We start from the raw sequence: 22,783 nt of genomic DNA, 5'->3' as shown, positions 1-22,783 counted from the left end.
GCAGCGATGAAAGGCATCATTTTAGCGGGAGGATCGGGGACGCGGTTACACCCGATAACCCGTGCAGTATCAAAGCAACTTCTGCCGGTTTACGACAAACCGATGATCTACTATCCGCTCTCCGTACTGATGCTGGCGGGTATTCGCGACATTCTGTTAATTACCACGCCGGAAGATCGGGCGCAGTTTGAACGGCTGCTGGGCGATGGCAGTGAATTTGGTATACGCCTCAGCTATGCGGTGCAGCCGAGTCCTGATGGTCTGGCGCAGGCCTTTATCATCGGCGAATCCTTTATCGGCGAGGACAATTGCTGCCTGGTGCTGGGTGATAACCTCTATTTTGGTCAGGGTTTCAGCCCCAAACTGCGGAAAGTCGTCGAACAGAATCGTGGCGCAACGGTGTTCGGCTATCAGGTTATGGACCCGGAACGTTTCGGTGTAGTGGAGTTTGACGATAACTTTAAGGCGATCTCGATTGAAGAGAAGCCACAGCAGCCGAAATCGCGCTGGGCGGTAACCGGACTCTATTTCTATGACAATCAGGTTATCGAATTCGCGAAACAGGTTAAGCCTTCATCGCGGGGCGAGCTGGAAATCACAGCCATTAACCAGATGTATCTGGAGCGCGGTGAGCTGACCGTCGAACTGCTGGGACGCGGCTTTGCCTGGCTGGATACCGGCACACACGACAGCCTGGTGGAAGCCAGCATGTTTGTGCAGACGGTGGAAAAACGTCAGGGCTTTAAAATTGCCTGCCTGGAAGAGATCGCCTGGCGTAACAGCTGGCTCAGTGATGACCATCTGCGGGCCGCCGGTGAAGCGCTGACAAAAACCGGCTACGGCCAATACCTGCTGGATTTATTACATGCCCGTCCACGTCAGTATTAATCCCCTTAGCTGGGAGAGTGCGTTCTTCGGTGTTGAGACCGTGCGGCTGGAGCCGCAGGGCGACACGCCACTGGAGCAGGCGCTGCGTCATCCCTGTGCGCTGATGCAGATGAAAGTCGCGGCCAGCGAAACGGCGCTGATTGATATGCTGCAGCAGCATCAGTTCCGGCTGGCAGAAGGCGAGGCGGACCTGACACTGGCGGTTAACGAGACCGAACGGCAGGCGGGGATTCGCATTGCGCGCGAAGCACAAATCCCGCAGCTGCGTGATGCAGCGTCTCAGCTCTTCAGCCAGAGTCGTTTTCGCACGCCCTGGTATGCACCAGACGCCAGCGGCCGCTTCTATGCGCAGTGGATCGAAAATGCCGTGCGCGGAACCTTTGACGATCAGTGCCTGGTGGCCAGTGACGCCACGGGTCAGCTGCAGGGCTTTGTTTCGCTGCGCGCGGTGGACGGCGATGCCCGCATTGGCCTGCTGGGCGTGCTGCCTGACGCGCAGGGCCAGGGACTGGGTCAGCGACTGCTGCTGGCGGCGGCGGACTGGGCGCGGGTAAGACAGCTGGCTCAGCTTCGGGTTGCCACCCAGCTCAGTAATCTCACGGCGATGCGCCTCTATTTACGCAGCGGTGCCCGGCTCGACAGCACCGCCTACTGGTTTTACAGGAAAAGTCATGATTCCATTTAATGCGCCCCCGATCGTGGGCACAGAAATCGAGTATATGCAGTCGGCGATGAACAGCGGCAAGCTGTGCGGTGACGGTGGATTTACCCGTCGCTGTCAGCAGTGGATGGAGCAGCGTTTTGGCAGCAAAAAAGTGCTGCTGACGCCCTCCTGTACCGCTTCGCTGGAGATGGCGGCGCTGTTAATCGATCTGCAGCCCGGCGATGAAGTGATCATGCCGAGCTACACCTTTGTCTCTACCGCCAACGCCTTTGTGCTGCGCGGCGCGCGCATCGTGTTTGTCGATGTACGCCCGGACACCATGAACATCGATGAAACGCTGATCGAAGCGGCCATCACTGAAAAAACCCGCGCCATTGTGCCGGTGCATTACGCAGGCGTGGCCTGTGAAATGGACACCATTATGGCGCTGGCGGCAAAGCATAAGCTGTTTGTGATCGAAGATGCGGCGCAGGGCGTGATGTCACGCTACAAAGGTCGTGCGCTGGGCACCATCGGTCATATTGGCTGCTTCAGTTTCCACGAAACCAAGAACTACACCGCCGGTGGCGAAGGTGGCGCGACGCTCATTAACGACGCCAGCCTGGTCGAGCGCGCCGAGATCGTGCGTGAAAAAGGCACCAACCGCAGCCAGTTCTTCCGGGGTCAGGTCGATAAATATACCTGGCGGGACATGGGTTCGAGCTACCTGATGGCCGATCTGCAGGCGGCCTATCTCTGGGCGCAGCTGGAAGCCGCTGAACGCATCAATCAGCAGCGGTTACGCATCTGGCAGCGTTATTACGACGCACTTCAGCCGCTGGCGGCTCAGGGACGTATCAGCCTGCCGGTGATCCCCGCCAGCTGCGAACACAATGCGCATATGTTCTACATCAAACTGCGCGATCAGGACGATCGCCAGGCGCTGATCAACTGGATGAAAGAAGCCGAGATACTGACGGTGTTCCACTATATTCCGCTGCACAGTTCGCCAGCCGGTGAGCGTTTCTCGCAGTTTGTCGGCGACGATCGCTTTACCACGCAGGAAAGTGAACGTCTGCTGCGCCTGCCGCTGTTCTATAACCTGTCCGATAATAATCAGAGCACGGTTATCAGCTCACTGCTGAGCTTCTTTTCCTGATGTCATTAGCCAGAGCCTCAGTGTGGACTGCATCGTCCACGCTGGTAAAAATTGTGGCCGGTCTGCTGGTGGTCAAACTGCTGGCGGTGAGCTTCGGTCCCGAGGGTGTCGGCCAGGCGGGGAACTTCCGTCAGTTGATCACCGTACTGGGTGTGCTGGCGGGCGCGGGCATCTTCAACGGCGTCACCACCTATGTGGCGCAGTATCAGCAGCAGCCCGGACAACTGCGCGCGATGGTGGGCACGGCATCGGCTATGGTGCTCGGCTTTTCTGGCGTACTGGCGCTGCTGTTTCTGCTGGCGGCGGCACCCATCAGCACCGCGCTGTTTGGTCATGACCGCTATCAGGGCGTTATCCGCGTCGTCGCCTTTCTTCAGCTCGGCATCGCCTGGGCCAACTTTACCCTGGCGCTGCTGAAGGGCTATCGCGATGCGCGCGGGAATGCGCTGGCACTGATTCTCGGCAGCCTGATTGGTGTGGCAGGCTATCTGCTCTGCTGGTGGCTGGGTGGCTATCAGGGCGCGTTGATTGGCCTCGCGCTGGTGCCGGCCTTACTGCTGCTGCCTGCGCTGCTGATGCTGAAACGCCGCGCGCCGCTGCCGCTGAGCTGGCTGCGCCCGCAATGGCACCCTGAGCTGGCGCGCAATCTGGCAAAATATACCCTGATGGCGCTGATCACGGCCGTGACCCTGCCGGTCGCCTGGGTGTTGATGCGTAACCTGCTGGCAGAGCAGGAAGGGTGGGCGCAGGTCGGATTATGGCAGGGCGTCACCAGCATTTCCGATGCCTATCTGCAGTTTATCACCGCGACGTTTAGCGTCTGGCTGCTGCCGACGCTGGCGCGGCTCGACAACAAAAGTGACATCGCGCGCGAGATTGGCCGGGCGCTGCGCTTTGTCCTGCCCGCCGTGGCGGTTGCCAGCTTTGGTGTCTGGGTGCTGCGCGATTTCGCCATCAGCCTGCTGTTCTCTGAGGCTTTTCGCGGGATGCGCGATCTGTTTGTCTGGCAGCTGTGCGGCGATGTTTTTAAAGTCGGTGCCTATGTTTTCGGATATCTGGTTATCGCCAAAGCCTCGCTGCGCTTTTATGTTCTGACTGAGATCAGCCAGTTTCTGTTGCTGACCCTGTTCTCACGCTGGTTGATCCCGTTACATGGCGCGACGGGTGCGGCGCAGGCCTATATGTTTACCTATATGGCTTACTTTGCCCTGTGTTGTGGCGCTTTTATTGTTTACTGCCGGAAAAAATGACTTTAATTCACGTTTTGGGATCGGACATTCCCCACCACAATCTTACGGTGCTGCGCTTTTTCAACGACGTATTGAGCGTTGAGCAGCCTGTGGCTTCGCCACGCCATTTTATGGTGGTGACGCAGCAGCCAGAGAGCCTGGCTCCGTTCAGTGCGTTGCAGATCGAGTGCTTTACCAGCAAGAAAGCGCTGGCGCAGGCGGTTTTGCAGCGGGCCAGGAATCGTCAGCAGCGGTTTTTCTGTCACGGTCAGTTTAACCCGTGGATCTGGCTGGGATTACTCAGCGGTAAGCTGCGCCGTTCACAGTTGTTCTGGCATGTCTGGGGCGCCGATCTCTATGAAGATTCGCGCAGCCTGAAGTTCCGCCTGTTCTATCTGGTGCGCCGTATAGCGCAGGGACGGGTTGCTCAGGTTTTCGCGACCCGTGGCGACCTGCATCACTATCAGCAGCGTCATCGCCGGGTGCCCGGTTCACTGCTCTATTTCCCGACCCGGATGCCAGCCGCCGCCGTTGAGTCTGCGCCGTCAGAGCCGTTTACGCTGCTGCTGGGTAACTCAGGCGATCCGAGTAACCGGCACATTGAAGGCTTAAAGGCGATTCACGCACAGTTTGGCGAGCGGGTGCGTATTGAGGTGCCGCTGGGCTATCCGCCAGGCAATGAGGCGTACATCAGTCAGATTCAGGCCGCAGCAGAGACGCTGTTCCCTGACGGTCAGGTGAATCTGATGCGTGAAAATCTGGCGTTTGATGATTACTTAGCGCTGCTGGCACGCTGCCATGTCGGCTATTTTATGTTTGAACGTCAGCAGGGGGTGGGAACACTCTGTCTGCTGATCCAGGCCAATGTGCCGTTTGTCCTGACCCGCAAAAATCCGTTCTGGCGTGATGTTGCTGAGCAGCAGCTTCCGGTATTGTTCAGCGAAGATACGCTGTCGCCTGCGGTCATCGCCGAGGCACGCCGTCAGCTGATGGGCTGTGATAAACAGGCGATTGCCTTTTTTGCGCCGGGCTATCTGGCTGGCTGGCGGGCAGCGTTACAGCTCAGCGAAGGGGAGTTGTCATGAGTCTTATGCAGTTTGGCGGCCTGCTGGTGGTCTATCTGCTGTCGCTGGTTTTTATTCTGACCCTGACCTGGCGGGAGTTTAAGCGCGTCCGTTTTAACTTCCATCTGTTCTTCACACTGCTGTTCCTGCTGACCTTTTATTTCGGCTTCCCGCTGACCGCCGTGCTGGTGTTTCGCTTTAATGTTGAAGTAGTGCCGGTGGAGAATCTGCTGGAGGCGCTGCTGTCGGCGACGGCGTTTTACGCTATCTATTACGTCAGTTATAAAGTGCGGCTGAAACCCGTCGGTGCGCCTCCGGCGAAGCCCTGGCTGCAGATGAATCGGGTTGAAACCCACCTGACCTGCGTGATTCTGGCGCTGGTGGCGCTGGGAACCGTGACGGTGTTCTTCATCCACAATGGTTTTCTGCTGTTCCGCCTGACCGCCTATAACCAGATTTTCTCCAGCGAAGTGTCGGGCGTGGCGCTTAAGCGCTTCTTCTATTTCTTCATCCCGGCGATGCTGATCCCCTACTTCTTAAGTCCGACGCGCCGCAACTGGCTGCTGTTCCTGGTCGTGACGGTAGCCTTTGGTTTACTGACTTACGCCCTGGTGGGCGGCACCCGCGCCAATATCATCATTGCGTTTGCCCTGTTCCTGTTCATCGGGATTACCCGTGGCTGGATTACGTTGTGGATGCTGGCAACGGCGGGCGTACTGGCGATTGCGGGGATGTTCTGGCTGGCGCTGCGTCGCTACAACCTCGACGTGATGGGTGATGAAGCGTTTTATACCTTCCTCTATCTGACGCGTGACACCTTCTCGCCGTGGGAGAATCTCGCCCTGCTGCTGGATAACTACGCCAGAATTGAGTTTCAGGGACTGGCACCGCTTTGGCGTGATTTCTACGTTTTCATTCCGACCTGGCTCTGGCCGGATCGGCCGCTGACGGTGTTAAACAGTGCGAACTACTTCACCTGGGAAGTGCTGAATAACCATTCTGGCCTGGCGATCTCCCCCACGCTCATCGGGTCACTGGTGGTGATGGGCGGCGTCTGGGCGATTCCGATTGGCGCTGTCGCGGTAGGGATGATTATTAAAGCCTTTGATGCGATCTATCAGCGTGGCTGCCTTGAGACCAACCGGTACACCGGCGCCATCCTGCAAAGCTTCTGTTTTGGCGCGGTGTTTAACATGATCGTGCTGGCCCGCGAAGGTCTCGATGCATTCGGCTCTCGTGTGGTGTTTTTCTGCATCATTTTTGCTGCCTGTCTGGGCATGGCTAAATTACTTTTCTGGTTACTGGATCGCGCAGGTTTGATTCGCGACCGCAGCAGGCGGGTGTTGCACAGCCCGCTCTGATTAACCTCTGGGATTGACGGAAGATATGACAACGTTAACTGAGACGCCGCAGTACCGTATTCGCGGCGTTGATTTGTATGGCTTCGAAAACATGCCGTCGGCGGTAAATTTCCTGATGCCGCCGCAGAGTGTTCGCAGCGGTATTTTAGTGGCGATCAATGCGGAGAAGATCCTGACCGCTGAGCGGGATGAGGGATTACGTACGCTGTTAGCACAAGCGGAATATGCGTATGCCGATGGCATCAGCATTGTGCGTTCAATTCGTAAAAAGTATCCGCAGGCGTCGGTGCAGCGCATTGCGGGGGCCGATTTATGGGAAGCGCTGATGGAACGCGCCGGGCGGGAAGGGACGCCGGTGTTTCTTATCGGTGGCCGCCAGCAGGTACTGGATGAAACCTGCAATAAGTTACGCCGTCAGTGGAATGTGAATATTGTTGGCGCGCAGGATGGCTATTTTGCGCCAGCCGATCAGGATGCGCTGTTTGCCCGTATTGCGGCCAGCGGTGCGAAGCTGGTGACTGTAGCGCTGGGATCGCCACGTCAGGAGCTGCTGATGCTGGCGTGCCGTGCGCACTGGCCTGATGCTCTCTATATGGGTGTTGGCGGAACCTATGATGTTTTCACCGGCCATGTGAAGCGTGCGCCTAAGATCTGGCAGCGTCTGGGTCTGGAATGGCTCTATCGTCTGATTCGGCAGCCGAGCCGCCTGCGCAGGCAATTAAAACTGCTTAAATATTTGCGCTATCACTGGCGCGGCGATCTCTGATATTGCTGATAAATGCCGCATTTTTAGGCGTTGTGAGAGAGGAAATGCACTATTTGTCGAGAAAGTGCACAAAGCGTAATCAAACGCGTCTTTTTATTTAAAAAGCACTAGACACGATGGGCGCTTATCTCTAGTATGCACATCCGCAACGGCGCTACGCGCCCGTAGCTCAGCTGGATAGAGCGCTGCCCTCCGGAGGCAGAGGTCTCAGGTTCGAATCCTGTCGGGCGCGCCATATCGTTTGTGCGCATGAGCTTCGGTGGTTGATTTACCGCGGTTGGCAGTAGAGATTTAAATGCTGCAGGTTTTAAATCTGTAACATGACGAATTGTGGTGGCTATAGCTCAGTTGGTAGAGCCCTGGATTGTGATTCCAGTTGTCGTGGGTTCGAGTCCCATTAGCCACCCCAGATTTTGCTGGGAAACGCGAAGGTGGCGGAATTGGTAGACGCGCTAGCTTCAGGTGTTAGTGTCCTAACGGACGTGAGGGTTCAAGTCCCTCTCTTCGCACCAGGCAAAACAGTTAAAAAAATCGGCGAGTAGCGCAGCTTGGTAGCGCAACTGGTTTGGGACCAGTGGGTCGGAGGTTCGAATCCTCTCTCGCCGACCATTTTTGAAACCTGTCTGAAAAGACGGGTTTTTTTTCGTCTGTAGAAAAGTGGATTAGAATTTTTGCGGGAGATATGGGCTGGGTTGGGTGCTTTGGAACAATGTTGCTGTGAGTTCGAGCCTGCGAAGGGAACACGGTCAGATGAATCCGGCTTTAGATCTTTCACCAGTCTGAAGCGTCCATGTAAGTTCCCGATGCGTCTGCCATACGTGAAGCGAAGGGAGCAAACGCGTGTAGCAAAGCATCGCGGGCCAGGGACGGCCCGCGCTGAGCCCGCCAGGGATGGCGTCTTTTGCGTCTTTGCGAAAGGCGTATGCTCCCTGAAGCCCGCACTGCGGTGAGTGCGCGCTGGCGAAAGGAACACGGTCAGATCGGAAAGGCGCTTAAGCCATCCATGGCCGCTCGGCCCACGCCGTCCCTGGCGTGGGACGCTTTCCTCCTCTGACCGTGTTCCCTACGCGTTGGGCTTCTTCATTGCTGCTGAATCACTCTGCTTTGATTCCGCACGCAATATTAGCAGAATCAATAGCGTCGTGAATCGCCGACAAATAAACCATTGTTATTGTTGAAATTACCGTAAGAATCACCTCGCTGTCTCCATTCAGAGACAGAGAAAATGCCAGCTGTCGCCTGATACCGACACTTCCTGCAGCACCTCGCTGAGGTAAGACTTGGTAATTTTTTTTAAATTACTGATTTATAGCAACTTTAAAAATAAACCTTAACCTGGCACGGCTTGTGCAATACTTCTGCTGTAGATGCTCATTCCACCTCTTATGTCTGCTGAAGCTACATAAACCTGGGAATGATGCAGAGCCAATTTTAGGTACCTGTTGTCTGCCTGCCTGTATCGCGAAAGCCTTACAGGGTTAACAGACACCACGTTGAGTCAGGTACCTCCCGGTTGTCTTACCGACCTGATCTTACACCTGCCAATGGCAGGTGTTTTTTTTTTGCCCGCGAGAACAGGATGGCAGATTTCGGGCACAAAAAAGCCGGGTAAGCCCGGCTTTATCCTGTCTGACAACCGCATCAGACGTTGGGATTATTCTTCAGCGTCAGCAGCAATCCTTCACGGCGCATTTTCGCGGCCTCTTCCGGACGATGCAGACGATCATAAACATCCGCCAGCCATGCATAATCGAACGCGTCAGGACGCTGTGCCAGCGCCTGCTGCAGTGCGTCAGCCGCCTGCTGCCATTCACCATGACGCATCAGCAGCTGTCCCAGCGTACTGTGCAGCAACGGCGTTGCGCCATGCTGTTTGATCTGCTGGCGTAATGCCTTCTCCAGCGCTTCCGGATTGCCGCTTTTGATGCGAGGCATCAGCAGCACCAGGCGATCGTCATAATGACGCTTGAGGCCTTCCAGCACGATCGACTGCGCGGTGTCGTGATCGTCGCACTCAATCAGATGATCCGCCATAGCGACCTGCAGTGTCGTATCCTGACGGGTTTTGCGGCTCAGCGTGCTCCACCAGCGTTTCAGGCCATCACTGCCCTGATCGGCCATTGCCTGATTCATCAGACCCAGCCAGGCCTGCTGCTGCAATGCATCACGATGCAGCTCATCACCAACCTGTGACTTCTGCATAGCAGGCAGAATATCCAGCAGGGCACTCCAGGCACCGGTGCGGACATACGCCTGTTCAGCCAGACGCAGCACTTCAGGGTGACGCGGTGCCACTTCCAGCAGGCGATCAATGCTGTGACGCGCAGCGTGATCTTCGTTACGGGCCAGCTGAATACGTGCACGGGCAATTTCCACCGGGATGGTATTGCTTTCCGACAGCTCAGCAGCTCGTTCAAGATGCTGATTGGCACGAATTTCATCGCCACGCTGCTGTGCGGCTTCGGCTGCCAGCAGATAGTTGGCTACCGGCACATCGGCGTGATCGGCATCTTTAGACAGCAGCTTTTCCACCTGACGGTGGTCGCCTTCTGCCAGCTTCATCAGCGCCGACTGGGTATGACGCTGGGCGCGACGGCGTTTACGACCGGTAAACCAGCCACGGGTCCGCGCGCCGGTGTGCAGCACGCGGCGCAGCAGCCACTCCACGGCCAGAATCACCAGCAGGCTCAGGATAAGGATAATCACCAGGCCGGTTACGCTGGTTTCGACATTCCAGTTATCGGTCTGAATCAGCACATAGCCCTGATGACCGGCAATCATCGGTCCCAGCACCACGCCAGCAATCAGCAGGATAAAGAGGATAAATACCTTAAGCATGCTTAGCCTCCCTGCTGATTAGCAGCGGCAGAAGGTTGCGCTAACAGGTTCCGCACCCGGGTCTGCATCAGCTGTTCCAGCAATGGCTGACTTTCCAGGTTATCCGGCAGATCCATATTGATGTTCTGCTGGCTCAGCTCATCCAGCTGGGCAAGGAAGGCTTTGGTCGCGGCATCATTGGTGTCATACCAGGCGCGAACCCAGGCGGACACGGTGTCGATAGATTGTTTATAAATCTCATCCTGATGGCGCGGTACGGCCTGCGCCGCGATCAGCAGACGCGAGCGGATATTCTCACGCAGGTAAACATCCTGATTCGGTGCCAGCAGCGGCTGTGCGGTGTTATCGCGGCGGCGGATGGTAATAAAGTCATCCATAAAGTTATGCCAGCTTTTCACCAGATTCTGACGCCATTCGCGCACGGAACCTGAGAGTTCGCCGCCATCGCTGTCCATCGGCGCATCATCGCTGTCGTTGTCGGCCAGACGGAGATTATCGACGTTGTTCGAAAGCTGATTCAGCTTGAGGATCACGCCGTCGTAGTCGACCTGCGTAACGGAAGAGAGGTTACTGATATCCTGGGTCAGTGCACGACGTACATTCATGACGCTGGGATCGTTCATGTCGGCCAGGCTGGCATCGGCACTTTTCAGCAATGCCGCAGCGGTCGTGACATCCTGATCGCTCCAGAGTTTGCGGCCAGCCAGTTTCACCAGATAGTCCGCCTGTGCCAGCAGCCAGCTGCGCACGTCGTTGCCAGAGATCACCGCCACTTTTTCACGCAGGGTTTCCAGCTCTTTTGCAGATGCATTCTGCTGTTGCTGCGCGGTCTGTAACGCGGTTTCAGCGCCGCTCAGTTGCTGTGTCAGCTGCTGTTTATCGCTGCTGGCCTGCTGCTGCAACGCGCTTAACTGATCGCTCAGCTTCTGATTGGTTTGTGCCTGTAAATCAGCCTGATGTTTCCCGTTAAGGTATAAACCCGCACCAATCGCCAGCGCTATGACAATCGCCACTGCTCCCAACACCATGCCACCATTTTTCGCATTACGCGGTGGTGTGCTGTTGCTGGAAGGAGAGCGGTCGACCGCTGGGGTGGTTTCTTCAACCATGGCGGAGGAGTCTTTTTGTTCCGTCATATGTGGCACATCCCATTGTTAAAGTTCAGCGTAACGCGCGCAGCAGCGCATCGTTATCGGCACCATCGGCTACCTGAATATCCTGCCAACCTAATCCAGCGGCCAGGGTAGCCAAACGTTCACTGACGACAATCAGTCGGCAGTGGAGCAGCCATTCCTCGCGATCAACCGCGGGGAACAGCGAAAAGAGCTGTTGTAACATTTCACCGCTGGTCACCACCAGCACAGAGACGCCGCGATCGCGCCAGCGGCGGCCTTCAACAGGCCCATCATAATGCTTCTGGCAGCGCTGGTAGCAGGCAGCAAACGTCACCTCAGCACCTCGCCGGGTTAATGTCTCTGCCAGCAATTCGCGACCGGGATCGCCACGCAGGATCAGCGCACGTTTACCGGCCACCTGCTGAAGCGTGTTTATCTTGATCAATTCCTCACTGGTTTCATGAGCATGAGGCCAGGTCACCTGCTGCCCGCTGACGGTGTGAAACGCCAGCGCGGTGCTACGACCAATTGCATAATAGTCCAGCTCTGTGGGCCATGCTTTGATCGTGTGTTGCGCGTAGTGAATAACCTGCTGAGAAAGGATAAAAACGAGGTCGCCGGTACGAAGTCCGGCTAGCTTCTGGGGCAGAGTGGCGAGGTCAGCGCCCGGCGCAAACTCGATCAGCGGCAGGCTCCACGCCTGTTTGCCAAGGGCATGCAGGCGTGACACCAGCTCTGCCGCTGCGGGTTCCGGGCGCGTCACCAGGATGGTCATGCCGGCGGCTGCCCCTGGTAAACTTCTTTCAGGATTTCACGTGCGCCACCATTCAGCAGTTCATCGGCCAGTGAAATGCCCATCTGTTCAGCCTGCGCGCGTGGACCACGGCGTTCGCCGCTGACCATCACCCGGCCATCCGGTGCGCCGACCATGCCGCGCAGCCAGAGGTCATCGCCTTCCAGCACCGCGAAACTGCCGATAGGGACCTGGCAGCCACCCTCTAAGCGGGTATTCATAGCGCGTTCCGCTCTGACACAGACTTCTGTGTCATCGTGGTTCAGCGCCCGTAACAGGTCAATTAAGACGCTGTCGTCCAGACGGCATTCAATGCCGACTGCACCCTGTCCCACGGCGGGCAGGGACACTTCGGCTGGCATCGCCTGGCGAATGCGATCTTCCAGCCCCAGGCGTTTCAGCCCGGCAACGGCAAGAATAATCGCGTCATACTCGCCAGCATCGAGCTTGCCGAGGCGGGTGCCCACATTGCCACGCAGCGAACGGATCACCAGATCCGGACGGCGCGCGCTAATCTGGCACTGACGACGCAGGCTGGAGGTACCGACGATGGCACCCTGTGGCAGTGCGTCAATAGAGTCATAATGATGAGAAACGAACGCATCGCGCGGATCGTCGCGCTCGCAGATGGTCACCAGGCCCAGACCTTCAGGGAAACTGACCGGCACATCTTTCATCGAGTGCACCGCCATATCGGCACGGCCATCCTGCATCGCCAGCTCAAGCTCTTTGACAAACAGACCCTTGCCGCCCACTTTTGCCAGCGGCGTATCAAGAATAATGTCACCTTTCGTGACCATAGGCACCAGCTCAACGCGCAGTCCCGGATGGGCACTCATGAGGCGTTGCTGTACATAATGTGCCTGCCATAATGCGAGCGGGCTTTGTCTTGTAGCAATTCTGAAAATTTTGTCTAACATGCTGTTAACCATTTTTATCGTTCACTGAATATCCTATCATCTCTGGGTGAATACTGTCAGTTTCAACGGATTGAAAACGGCCTGCGCGCGGTTTCAGGCCCGGTTTATCAAGCCATAACGTGGGAACTCGTGCTGAAAAAGCGGGAAGCGGGTAAGAACGTGCTAAACTGTTAAGTAGCGCAACTTTCTTTACGGTCAATCTGGCGAGTGTTAGATTGATCACGTTTCCAGCAATTATCTGCCCACTTTTTTATTTTAATAAGCGGCAGAGCGTGGAAACAGGGTGCTTAAACACTGGGACAATCAGGCGAAACGTCTTGTACCTCTACATTGAGACACTGAAACAGAGACTGGATGCAATTAACCAGCTGCGCGTTGACCGTGCGCTGGCTGCCATGGGACCCGCTTTTCAGCGCGTCTACAGTCTGCTGCCAACCTTATTACATTATCAACATCCTCAGATGCCGGGTTACCTTGAAGGTAGCGTTCCACATGGCATCAGCTTCTACACGCCTGATGAAAATCAGCGCCAGCTGCTGGCCGACCTTACCGGCGACAGCGACCTGCGCCATGCCGATGCGCCGAAAGGCGAAATGCCGATTACGGCGATCTATTCCATGGGCAGCACCTCCTCGGTTGGTCAGAACAGCGTCTCGGATCTCGATATCTGGGTCTGCCATCAATCCTGGCTTGATAATGAAGAGCGCCTGAATCTGCAGCGTAAATGTACGCTGTTGCAGAAGTGGTGCGTCTCGATGGGCGTGGAAGTGAGTTTCTTCCTGATTGATGAGAACCGCTTCCGTCATAACGAAAGCGGCAGCCTGGGCGGTGAAGACTGCGGCTCAACCCAACACATTTTACTGCTGGATGAGTTTTACCGTACCGCGGTTCGTATGGCGGGTAAACGCCTCCTGTGGAATATGGTGCCGGGCGAAGAAGAGCACCATTACGACGACTACGTGATGTCGCTGTACGCCAAAGGCGTGCTGACTCCCAATGAGTGGCTCGATCTGGGCGGCCTCGGCACGCTGTCGGCGGAAGAGTATTTCGGTGCCAGCCTGTGGCAGCTCTATAAAAGCATCGACTCACCGTATAAAGCCGTACTGAAAACGCTGCTGCTGGAAGCCTACAGTTGGGAATACCCGAACACACAACTGCTGGCGATGGATATCAAACAGCGCCTGCACGACGGCGAAATCATCTGCTTCGGACTCGATCCTTACTGCATGATGCTGGAGCGCGTCACGCACTATCTGACCAGCGTTGACGATCAGCCGCGCCTTGACCTGGTGCGCCGCTGCTTCTATCTCAAAGTGTGTGAAAAACTCAGCACCGAAGATCATCAGCATCGCACCGGCTGGCGTCGCGAGATTTTATCGCAGCTGGTGAAAGAGTGGGGCTGGAACGAAGAGAAGATCGCCATTCTGGACAACCGCGCCGGGTGGAAAATCGAGCGGGTGCGTGAAGCCCATAACGAATTGCTGGATGCGATGATGCAGAGTTATCGCAACCTGATCCGCTTTGCCCGCCGCAACAACTTAAGCGTCAGCGCCAGCCCGCAGGATATCGGTGTGTTGACCCGTAAACTGTATGCCGCGTTTGAAGCGCTGCCGGGCAAAGTGACGCTGGTGAACCCGCAGATTTCGCCCGATCTCTCTGAACCGAATCTGACCTTTATTCATGTGCCGCCTGGCCGCGCCAACCGTTCTGGCTGGTATCTCTATAACCAGGCGCCGGATATGGATTCGATCATCAGCCATCAGCCGCTGGAATATAACCGCTACCTGAACAAGCTGGTGGCGTGGGCGTGGTTTAATGGTCTGCTGACCCGCAAAACCCGGCTGCATATTAAAGGCAATGAGATTTGCGATCTGGCGCGTCTGCAGGAGCTGGTTAACGATGTTTCCAGCCACTTCCCACTGCGCCTGCCTTCGCCGACGCCGAAAGCGCTCTACAGCCCGTGCGAAATCCGGCATCTGGCGATTATTGTTAACCTTGAGCATGACCCGACGGCGGCCTTCCGCAATCAGGTGGTGCACTTCGACTTCCGCAAGCTGGATGTCTTCAGCTTTGGTCAGCAGCAGCAGTGCCTGATTGGCAGCATCGATCTGCTCTATCGCAACTCCTGGAATGAGGTGCGTACGCTGCACTTCAGCGGCGAACAGGCGATGATCGAAGGGCTGAAAACCATTCTCGGCAAGATGCATCAGGATGCCGCACCGCCGGATACGGTGGAAGTTTTCTGTTACAGCCAGCATCTGCGCGGACTGATTCGCACGCGCGTGCAACAGCTGGTCTCAGAATGCATTGAACTGCGCCTCTCCAGCACACGTCAGGAGCCGGGCCGCTTTAAAGCGCTGCGCATGGCGGGCGAGACCTGGGGCCTGTTCTTTGAACGCATGAGCGTCTCTGTGCAGAAGCTGGAAAACGCGGTGGAATTTTATGGCGCGATCTCCAACAACAAGCTGCATGGACTGTCGATCAAAGTCGAAACGAATCAGACGCCGCTGCCCCCGGTGGTGAACGGCTATGCCAGCGAAGGCATCATTCAGTTCTTCTTTGAAAACACCACGGATGAGCGCGGCTTCAATATCTATATTCTCGATGAGACCAATCGGGTTGAGGTCTATCATCACTGTGAAGGCAGTAAAGAGGAGCTGGTGCGCGACGTCAGCCGCTTCTACTCCTCATCGCACGATCGCTTCACTTACGGATCGAGCTTTATCAACTTCAACCTGCCGCAGTTCTACCAGATTGTGAACACCGGTGATCGATTCCAGGTGATTCCGTTCCGTAGTCAGACGCTGACGCAGCTGTGCACGACGCAGCCTGACAACGACAACAGCGACTATCAACCGCGCTATCAGGTGCATTGATGCTGACGGGCTGCCTGCGCTCTGCAGGTGGCCGCTATCTTTCTGGCTTGTCATCCGGTTCACGCTATTAGCGGGGATTTCCTGTTGCTTTTCCACCTTCAACTGCGATGATAAGCATCCAGGTAAAGGACATGAAGAGCATAAAGAATGAAGAAAGTAATAAGCCTGTTGGCCATGACACTGGCAGTAACCAGCCTTGCAGGTTGTGGTCTGAAAGGACCGCTCTACTTCCCGCCGAAGGATCAGCCGAAGAAACAACAAGCGCCGACCGAAAGCCAGAAAGCGGATGCGACGAAAGCCGATGTTGGCGGTCTGGTGACCGGCAATTCAGGCGCACAAGCGAACTAATCTGATGGCTTATCCGGCGGAGCAAAAAATGCAGTTCTCCAAAATGCACGGTCTCGGCAACGATTTTATGGTTGTGGATGCGGTGACACAAAACGTCTTCTTCTCGCCGGAATTGATCCGCCGGCTGGCCGATCGTCATCTGGGGATCGGTTTTGATCAGCTGCTGATTGTTGAACCGCCTTACGATCCCGATCTTGATTTCCACTATCGCATTTTCAACGCCGACGGCAGTGAAGTGGCCCAGTGCGGCAACGGTGCGCGCTGCTTTGCCCGCTTTGTTCAGCTGAAAGGGCTGACCAACAAAACCGACATCCGGGTCAGTACCCAGAATGGCCGCATGGTCCTGACCGTGACGCCTGACGACCAGGTGCGCGTGAACATGGGCGAACCCAACTTTGAGCCTCAGCAGGTGCCGTTCCGCGCCAATAAAGCCGAAAATCTTTATCTGCTGCGCGTGGCCGAGCAGACGGTGATGCTGGGCGCGGTGTCGATGGGGAATCCTCATTGCGTTATCCAGGTGGAAAGCGTTAAAACCGCGCAGGTTGAACTGCTGGGCCCGATTCTGGAGAGCCACGAGCGCTTCCCGGATCGCGTCAATGTCGGTTTTATGGAGATCATCAATCCCGAACATATCCGGCTGCGCGTCTACGAACGCGGAGCGGGTGAAACGCAGGCGTGCGGCAGTGGCGCCTGTGCTGCCGTTGCATGCGGCATTCAGCAGGGCATCCTGGCACCGAAAGTGCGAGTCGATCTGCCTGGCGGAACGCTGCATATCTCCTGGAAAGGTGCCGGTCAGCCGCTCTACATGACCGGACCTGCGACACACGTCTACGATGGGTTTATTCATCTATGAAAAATATCGAAGAGCAGGCTGACAGTTCGGTTCTGCTGGACGATCAGGCCGTCAGTGATTATCTGCGGCAGAATCCCGATTTCTTCATCCGTAATGCCCGCGAAGTGGAACAGATGGCCGTGCCGCACCCGGTGCGCGGCAGCGTCTCGCTGGTCGAGTGGCATATGGCGCGGCAACGCAACCATATCCAGCGGCTGGAAGAAGAGATCACGCTGCTGATGGAGCAGGCCAGCGCTAACCACGAACTGTTTGACCGTCTGCTGTCGCTGGAAAGCCATCTGGCCGCGGCTGACTCGTTGCAGGATATGCTCAACCGCCTGCATCGCTGGGCGCGTGAGCTGGGCCTGGCGGGTGCTAATGTGCGTCTGTTCAGTGATAAATGGCTGCTGGGCGCGCCCTCCGATTTCTTCCAGCTGAGCCTGTCGCGTCAGGCATTTGAACCGCTGCGTATTCAGCGCTTCGGCAACCAGCATCACTATCTCGGCAACATTAATGGGCCGGAACTGCTGCTGCTGTTGCCACAGGCCAAAGCGATCGGTTCGGTTGCAATGTCGCTGATGGGCGAAGAGGGCGATCTCGGCGTGCTGGTGTTCAGCAGTCGCGACAGCCAGCACTACCAGTCGGGCATGGGGACACTGCTGTTGCAGCATCTGTCTCAGATGATGCCCGATCTGCTTTCCCGCTGGGTTGAACGCGCATGAGTAGCGCGCTGCAGGAGGCCGTCGACGGATTTCTGCGCTACCTGAAAGTGGAGCGCCAGCTCAGTCCGTTAACCCAGAGCAGCTATGCGCGACAGCTTGCCGCGCTGGTGGCGATTGCGGATGAAATGAAACTCAGCAGCTGGGCACAGCTGGAACCGGCGCAGGTGCGCAGCATGGCGGCACGCAGCCGTCGCGCCGGACTCTCCGCCAGCAGCCTTGCGCTGCGCCTTTCCGCCCTGCGCAGTTTTCTCGACTGGCAGGTGAGCCAGGGTCTGCTTTCCGCTAATCCGGCCAAAGGGGTGATGACGCCGCGTAAAGCGCGCCATCTGCCTAAAAATATTGATGTTGATGAAGTGAATCAGCTGCTGGAGATCGACCTTGACGATCCGCTGGCGGTGCGCGACCGGGCGATGCTGGAAGTGATGTATGGCGGCGGTCTGCGTCTCTCCGAACTGGTGAATATGGATTGCCGCCACGTCGATCTCGATTCCGGTGAAGTATGGGTCGTGGGTAAGGGCAGCAAAGAGCGGCGCGTACCGATTGGCCGCACGGCGGTCACCTGGATCCAGCACTGGCTGCCGCTGCGTGAAACCTTTAATGGCCAGGATGATGCGCTGTTTCTGTCAACGCGCGGCAACCGCATCTCGCCCCGTAACGTGCAGAAACGCTTTGCCGAGTGGGGCATCCGTCAGGGGCTGGCGAGCCATATCCATCCGCATAAGCTGCGGCACTCCTTTGCCACGCACCTGCTGGAATCCAGCGGCGACCTGCGCGCCGTGCAGGAGTTGCTGGGGCATGCGAACCTGTCTACGACCCAGATCTACACCCATCTCGACTTCCAGCATCTGGCTTCGGTGTATGACGCTGCGCATCCCCGCGCCAAACGAGGAAAGAACGAATGAAGTTTTATCGTCCGCTGTCGGCCATAAAAGCCATGACCTTCGACCTTGATGACACGCTCTATGATAACTATCCGGTGATTCGTCGCACCACGCTGGAGTCCCATGCAGCGTTGCAGGCTTATCATCCGGCGCTGCGTGACTTCACGCCGCAGGATTATCAGCAGTTGCGCGATGAACTGCTGCTGCAGGAGCCGGAGATCTATCATGATGTTTCGGAGTGGCGACGCCGTTCGGTTGAACTGGCGATGCTGAATGTCGGCCTCTCTGCCGCTGAAGCGACCGCGGGCGCGGCAGACGTGATGGCGGTTTTCCATCAGTGGCGCAGTCAGGTCGAGATGCCGGATGAGACGCATGAGACGCTGAAGGCGCTGGCGGAAAAAATCCCGCTGGTGGCGGTCACCAACGGCAACGCCTGCCCGGAAAAAATGGGCATTGCACAATACTTCCGGTTCACGCTGCGGGCCGGGCCGGATGGCCGCGCCAAGCCGTGGCAGGATATGTATCAGCTTGCCGCACAACGCCTTAATATCGCCCCACACCACATTCTGCATGTGGGTGATGACCTCACCACCGACGTAGCCGGCTCGCTGCGCTGCGGACTGCAGGCCTGCTGGATTAACCTGCGGCAGGGCAACCTGATGCATATCCCGGATGCGCGCCTGTTGCCCCATGTCGAAATTTCGCGGTTGGCATCACTCACCTCACTGCTATAATGGCTGTAAATTTATCCAGTCGTCTCCTCTTCTCTGCGTTGCCGCCGTCCCTTATCCGGCATCTGTGTCGCCGCCTGACTGGCCGCGACACTCCCTTGCGGCAGGCGGAATAAACAACGCGACGACGACGCTTTTTCTCTGGTAAACGGTGCTTATGGACGTTTCTGAACTGCTCGATGGTTTGAATGACAATCAGCGCGCTGCCGTTGCGGCTCCGCGCAGTAACCTGCTGGTGCTGGCAGGCGCGGGCAGTGGTAAAACGCGGGTCCTGGTGCATCGCATTGCCTGGCTGATGTCAGTGGAGAACTGCTCACCCTATTCGATTATGGCGGTGACCTTTACCAACAAAGCGGCCGCGGAAATGCGTCACCGTATCGAGCATCTGATCGGCACCAGCCAGGGCGGGATGTGGATCGGGACCTTCCACGGTCTGGCGCATCGCTTACTGCGCGCCCACCATCTTGACGCCGGTCTGCCGCAGGATTTCCAGATCCTCGACAGTGAAGACCAGCTGCGTCTGCTCAAGCGCCTGATCAAATCCATGAACCTTGATGACAAGCAGTGGCCTGCGCGTCAGGGCATGTGGTACATCAACGGCAAAAAAGATGAAGGCCTGCGGCCAAAGCATATCGAAAGCTATGGCAACCCGATTGAGCAGACCTGGCTGCGCATCTATCAGGCCTATCAGGAAGCCTGTGACCGCGCCGGTTTGGTCGACTTTGCCGAACTGCTGCTGCGCGCTCATGAGCTGTGGCTCAACAAGCCACACATTCTTAATCACTACCGCGAACGCTTCACCAACGTGCTGGTGGATGAGTTTCAGGATACCAACAACATTCAGTACGCCTGGATTCGGATGCTGGCGGGCGACAGCGGCCGGGTCATCATCGTGGGCGATGATGATCAGTCGATCTACGGCTGGCGCGGCGCGCAGGTCGAGAATATTCAGCGCTTCCTGCAGGATTTCCCCGGCGCAGAGACCATCCGTCTGGAGCAGAACTACCGCTCGACCAATAACATCCTGAAAGCCGCCAACGCCCTGATCGCCAACAACAATGGCCGCCTGGGGAAAGAGCTCTGGACCGAAGGCAGCGATGGCGAACCGATCTCTATCTACTGCGCCTTTAATGAGCTGGATGAAGCCCGCTTTGTAGTGAACCGCATCAAGGTCTGGATGGAGAACGGTGGCGCGCTGAACGACTGCGCCATTCTCTATCGCAGTAACGCCCAGTCGCGTGTGCTGGAAGAGGCGCTGCTGCAGAGCAGCATGCCGTACCGTATTTATGGCGGCATGCGCTTCTTCGAACGTCAGGAGATCAAAGATGCACTCTCTTACTTGCGTCTGATGGCTAACCGCAACGATGACGCCGCGTTTGAGCGCGTGGTGAATACCCCGACGCGCGGCGTGGGCGATCGCACGCTCGACGTAGTGCGTCAGACGGCGCGTGAACGTCAGATGACGCTGTGGCAGGCAACGCGCGAACTGCTGCAAAGCCGCGCGCTGGCGGGTCGGGCCGCCTCTGCGCTGCAGCGCTTCTGTGAGCTGGTCGATTCACTGGCGACCGAAACCGCCGATTTACCGCTGCATGTTCAGACCGACCGGGTCATCAAAGACTCTGGCCTGTGGCTGATGTATGAGCAGGAAAAAGGCGAGAAGGGCCAGGCGCGTATCGAAAACCTTGAGGAGCTGGTGACGGCAACACGCCAGTTCAGCTATCAGGACGAAGATGAAGATTTGATGCCGCTGCAGGCCTTCTTATCCCATGCCGCCCTTGAAGCGGGTGAAGGTCAGGCCGACAAATGGCAGGATGCGGTTCAGCTGATGACGCTGCACTCGGCCAAAGGGCTGGAGTTCAGCCAGGTCTTTATCGTCGGTATGGAAGAGGGCATGTTCCCGAGCCAGATGTCGCTGGATGAAGGTGGGCGTCTGGAAGAGGAGCGTCGTCTGGCGTATGTCGGCGTGACCCGTGCCATGCTGAAGCTGACACTGACCTACGCTGAAACCCGCCGACTCTATGGTAAGGAAGTGTATCACCGGCCTTCCCGTTTCATCGGCGAACTGCCTGAAGCGTGCATCGAAGAGGTGCGTCTGCGCGCCAGCGTCAGCCGTCCGGTGAACCATCAGCGGATGGGTGCGCCGGTGACCAAAAATGACAGCGGATTCGCGCTGGGTCAGCGCGTTCATCACGCAAAATTTGGCGAAGGCACCATCATTAATCTGGAAGGCAGCGGTGAGCACAGCCGCCTGCAGGTAGCGTTCCAGGGGCAGGGAATTAAGTGGCTGGTGGCGGCTTACGCGAAGCTGGAAACGCTCTAGCGTGCGGTTGACGGCTTTTTCGTCTCAGCGTAACATGCGCCCACTATTATCATGAGAGGACAATGCCTTGGACACGCCCAGTCGATGCTGGCTCAATGACCTGGTTACCAGGAATAACATCTAAGGCTACCTCTTTACGCGGGTAGCCTTAGCGGTTATCAGCGACCTCCCTTTTTGATTCCGTCGCACGAGTCAGCACTGATTTATCTCTGAAACTCTGTTTCCGTGTTCAGGCCGCACGTTCCATGTTGAGGAACGGCGGACTGCCTTGTCCCATTTAGTCTGCAATGGGGAGTATTGCTATGCTGAGCGCATTTAAACTGGATCACAGCCGCCTGACGCGACTGGAGCTGGAAGACGAAAACGACAAACTGACCACCTCTGTCTGGGTCGATCTTATCGAGCCGGAAGAGGGCGAACGTGACCGCGTACAATCGGAGCTGGGTCAGAGCCTGGCAACACGGCCTGAGCTGGAAGATATCGAGGCCTCGGCACGCTTCTTCGAAGATGAAGATGGTCTGCATATTCACTCCTTCTTCTTCTATGAAGATGCTGACGATCACGCCGGTAACTCCACCGTGGCGTTCACCATCCGTGAAGGCCGCCTCTACACGCTGCGCGAACGTGAGCTGCCCGCTTTCCGTCTCTATCGTATGCGCGCCCGCAACCAGACCCTGATCGACGGCAATGCTTTTGAGCTGCTGCTCGACCTGTTTGAAACCAAAATCGAACAGCTGGCGGACGAAATCGAGAACATCTATAGCGCGCTGGAGAAACTCAGCCGGGTGATCATGGAAGGTCAGCAGGGCGAAGAGTACGATCAGGCGCTGTCGCGGCTCGCGGAACTGGAAGATATCGGCTGGAAGGTGCGTCTCTGTCTGATGGATACCCAGCGCGCCCTGAACTTCCTGGTGCGTAAAGCCCGTCTGCCGGGCAATCAGCTGGAGCAGGCGCGGGAAATTCTGCGCGATATCGAATCGCTGCTGCCGCATAACGAATCCCTGTTCCAGAAGGTCAACTTCCTGATGCAGGCGGCGATGGGCTTTATCAACATCGAACAGAACCGCATCATCAAGATCTTCTCGGTGGTCTCCGTGGTATTTCTGCCGCCGACCCTGGTCGCTTCAAGCTACGGGATGAACTTCGAGTTTATGCCGGAACTGAAGTGGAGCTTTGGTTATCCTGCGGCCATCGGCCTGATGATTCTGGCCGGACTGGCGCCTTATCTCTACTTCAAGCGTAAAAACTGGCTTTAAAACACGCGCGGGCCATCTCAGATGGCCCGTTCTGCTGGCTC

The 22,783-nt window shown here is 56.9% G+C and carries 20 protein-coding genes and 4 tRNA genes; 20 read left to right on the top strand and 4 right to left on the bottom strand.

Annotated elements, in window-relative coordinates; translation table 11 throughout:
* Positions 1-6 precede the first annotated feature (6 nt).
* The 11 genes from rfbA (at position 7) to PU624_RS21775 (ending at position 7,719) form a co-directional block, all read left to right on the top strand.
* Positions 7-888 (top strand): glucose-1-phosphate thymidylyltransferase RfbA, encoded by an 882-nt coding sequence (rfbA, locus tag PU624_RS21825; protein ID WP_283546601.1) that lies wholly within the window; start codon positions 7-9, stop codon positions 886-888.
* On the top strand, positions 866-1,573 hold the full coding sequence (gene rffC, locus PU624_RS21820) for a dTDP-4-amino-4,6-dideoxy-D-galactose acyltransferase (RefSeq protein ID WP_283546600.1): 708 nt from the start codon (positions 866-868) through the stop codon (positions 1,571-1,573). Before rfbA ends, rffC begins: the two co-directional genes overlap by 23 nt.
* A complete protein-coding gene (gene rffA / locus PU624_RS21815) occupies positions 1,560-2,690 on the top strand; it encodes a dTDP-4-amino-4,6-dideoxygalactose transaminase (RefSeq protein WP_283546599.1) in 1,131 nt (376 codons plus the stop codon). The genes rffC and rffA overlap by 14 nt, the downstream gene beginning before the upstream one ends.
* Positions 2,690-3,940, top strand: a complete 1,251-nt coding sequence (gene wzxE, locus PU624_RS21810; protein ID WP_283546598.1) for a lipid III flippase WzxE — start codon at positions 2,690-2,692, stop codon at positions 3,938-3,940. Before rffA ends, wzxE begins: the two co-directional genes overlap by 1 nt.
* Positions 3,937-5,004, top strand: coding sequence for a TDP-N-acetylfucosamine:lipid II N-acetylfucosaminyltransferase (gene wecF / locus PU624_RS21805; protein ID WP_283546597.1), 1,068 nt, complete (start codon positions 3,937-3,939; stop codon positions 5,002-5,004). Before wzxE ends, wecF begins: the two co-directional genes overlap by 4 nt.
* Complete coding sequence (gene wzyE / locus PU624_RS21800; RefSeq protein WP_283546596.1) at positions 5,001-6,344, top strand: ECA oligosaccharide polymerase; 1,344 nt, start codon at positions 5,001-5,003, stop codon at positions 6,342-6,344. The genes wecF and wzyE overlap by 4 nt, the downstream gene beginning before the upstream one ends.
* A 25-nt stretch (positions 6,345-6,369) precedes the next feature.
* The gene (gene wecG / locus PU624_RS21795; RefSeq protein ID WP_283546595.1) at positions 6,370-7,110 is read left to right on the top strand and encodes a lipopolysaccharide N-acetylmannosaminouronosyltransferase; all 741 of its coding nucleotides are present in this window, start codon (positions 6,370-6,372) and stop codon (positions 7,108-7,110) included.
* A gap of 158 nt (positions 7,111-7,268) precedes the next feature.
* A tRNA-Arg gene (locus tag PU624_RS21790) sits at positions 7,269-7,345 on the top strand.
* Positions 7,346-7,443: 98 nt separating this feature from the next.
* Positions 7,444-7,519, top strand: a tRNA-His gene (locus tag PU624_RS21785).
* Positions 7,520-7,535: 16 nt separating this feature from the next.
* Positions 7,536-7,622: transfer RNA gene (locus tag PU624_RS21780), tRNA-Leu, on the top strand.
* Between the two features lie 20 nt (positions 7,623-7,642).
* A tRNA-Pro gene (locus PU624_RS21775) sits at positions 7,643-7,719 on the top strand.
* A gap of 1,032 nt (positions 7,720-8,751) precedes the next feature.
* Here the strand turns inward: PU624_RS21775 and hemY are convergent.
* Genes hemY through hemC form a run of 4 tightly spaced genes read right to left on the bottom strand, consistent with a single transcriptional unit; the run spans position 8,752 to position 12,776 of the window.
* Entirely contained in the window at positions 8,752-9,948 is a 1,197-nt protein-coding gene (hemY, locus tag PU624_RS21770) for a protoheme IX biogenesis protein HemY (RefSeq protein ID WP_283546594.1), read from the bottom strand.
* Between the two features lie 2 nt (positions 9,949-9,950).
* The gene (hemX, locus tag PU624_RS21765) at positions 9,951-11,084 is read right to left on the bottom strand and encodes a uroporphyrinogen-III C-methyltransferase (RefSeq protein WP_283546593.1); all 1,134 of its coding nucleotides are present in this window, start codon (positions 11,082-11,084) and stop codon (positions 9,951-9,953) included.
* Between the two features lie 25 nt (positions 11,085-11,109).
* Positions 11,110-11,838, bottom strand: a complete 729-nt coding sequence (hemD, locus tag PU624_RS21760; RefSeq protein ID WP_283546592.1) for a uroporphyrinogen-III synthase — start codon at positions 11,836-11,838, stop codon at positions 11,110-11,112.
* Entirely contained in the window at positions 11,835-12,776 is a 942-nt protein-coding gene (gene hemC, locus PU624_RS21755) for a hydroxymethylbilane synthase (protein WP_090966677.1), read from the bottom strand. The genes hemD and hemC overlap by 4 nt, the downstream gene beginning before the upstream one ends.
* A 317-nt stretch (positions 12,777-13,093) precedes the next feature.
* Here hemC and PU624_RS21750 point away from each other — a divergent pair, with 317 nt between their 5' ends.
* The 9 genes from PU624_RS21750 (at position 13,094) to corA (ending at position 22,742) form a co-directional block, all read left to right on the top strand.
* Positions 13,094-15,652: a class I adenylate cyclase gene (locus tag PU624_RS21750; RefSeq protein WP_283546591.1), complete on the top strand. Its 2,559-nt coding sequence runs from the start codon at positions 13,094-13,096 to the stop codon at positions 15,650-15,652.
* 147 nt (positions 15,653-15,799) lie between these two features.
* Positions 15,800-16,000, top strand: a complete 201-nt coding sequence (lptM, locus tag PU624_RS21745) for an LPS translocon maturation chaperone LptM (protein ID WP_090966393.1) — start codon at positions 15,800-15,802, stop codon at positions 15,998-16,000.
* A gap of 28 nt (positions 16,001-16,028) precedes the next feature.
* On the top strand, positions 16,029-16,853 hold the full coding sequence (dapF, locus tag PU624_RS21740) for a diaminopimelate epimerase (RefSeq protein WP_090966675.1): 825 nt from the start codon (positions 16,029-16,031) through the stop codon (positions 16,851-16,853).
* On the top strand, positions 16,850-17,554 hold the full coding sequence (locus PU624_RS21735; protein WP_283546590.1) for a DUF484 domain-containing protein: 705 nt from the start codon (positions 16,850-16,852) through the stop codon (positions 17,552-17,554). Before dapF ends, PU624_RS21735 begins: the two co-directional genes overlap by 4 nt.
* Positions 17,551-18,456: a tyrosine recombinase XerC gene (gene xerC / locus PU624_RS21730; protein WP_283546589.1), complete on the top strand. Its 906-nt coding sequence runs from the start codon at positions 17,551-17,553 to the stop codon at positions 18,454-18,456. Before PU624_RS21735 ends, xerC begins: the two co-directional genes overlap by 4 nt.
* Positions 18,453-19,169, top strand: coding sequence for a 5-amino-6-(5-phospho-D-ribitylamino)uracil phosphatase YigB (yigB, locus tag PU624_RS21725; RefSeq protein ID WP_283546588.1), 717 nt, complete (start codon positions 18,453-18,455; stop codon positions 19,167-19,169). The genes xerC and yigB overlap by 4 nt, the downstream gene beginning before the upstream one ends.
* A 154-nt stretch (positions 19,170-19,323) precedes the next feature.
* Complete coding sequence (uvrD, locus tag PU624_RS21720; RefSeq protein ID WP_283546587.1) at positions 19,324-21,486, top strand: DNA helicase II; 2,163 nt, start codon at positions 19,324-19,326, stop codon at positions 21,484-21,486.
* A gap of 67 nt (positions 21,487-21,553) precedes the next feature.
* A complete protein-coding gene (gene ysgD, locus PU624_RS22345) occupies positions 21,554-21,610 on the top strand; it encodes a YsgD/CorL family protein (RefSeq protein ID WP_502921586.1) in 57 nt (18 codons plus the stop codon).
* Positions 21,611-21,788: 178 nt separating this feature from the next.
* A complete protein-coding gene (gene corA, locus PU624_RS21715; protein WP_003854370.1) occupies positions 21,789-22,742 on the top strand; it encodes a magnesium/cobalt transporter CorA in 954 nt (317 codons plus the stop codon).
* Positions 22,743-22,783 lie beyond the last annotated feature (41 nt).

Origin of the sequence: Pantoea sp. Lij88, from assembly GCF_030062155.1 — a bacterium.
Lineage (GTDB): Bacteria > Pseudomonadota > Gammaproteobacteria > Enterobacterales > Enterobacteriaceae > Pantoea.
Note: the sequence above shows the minus strand (reverse complement) of the source record. Positions and strands in the feature narration are given on the sequence as shown.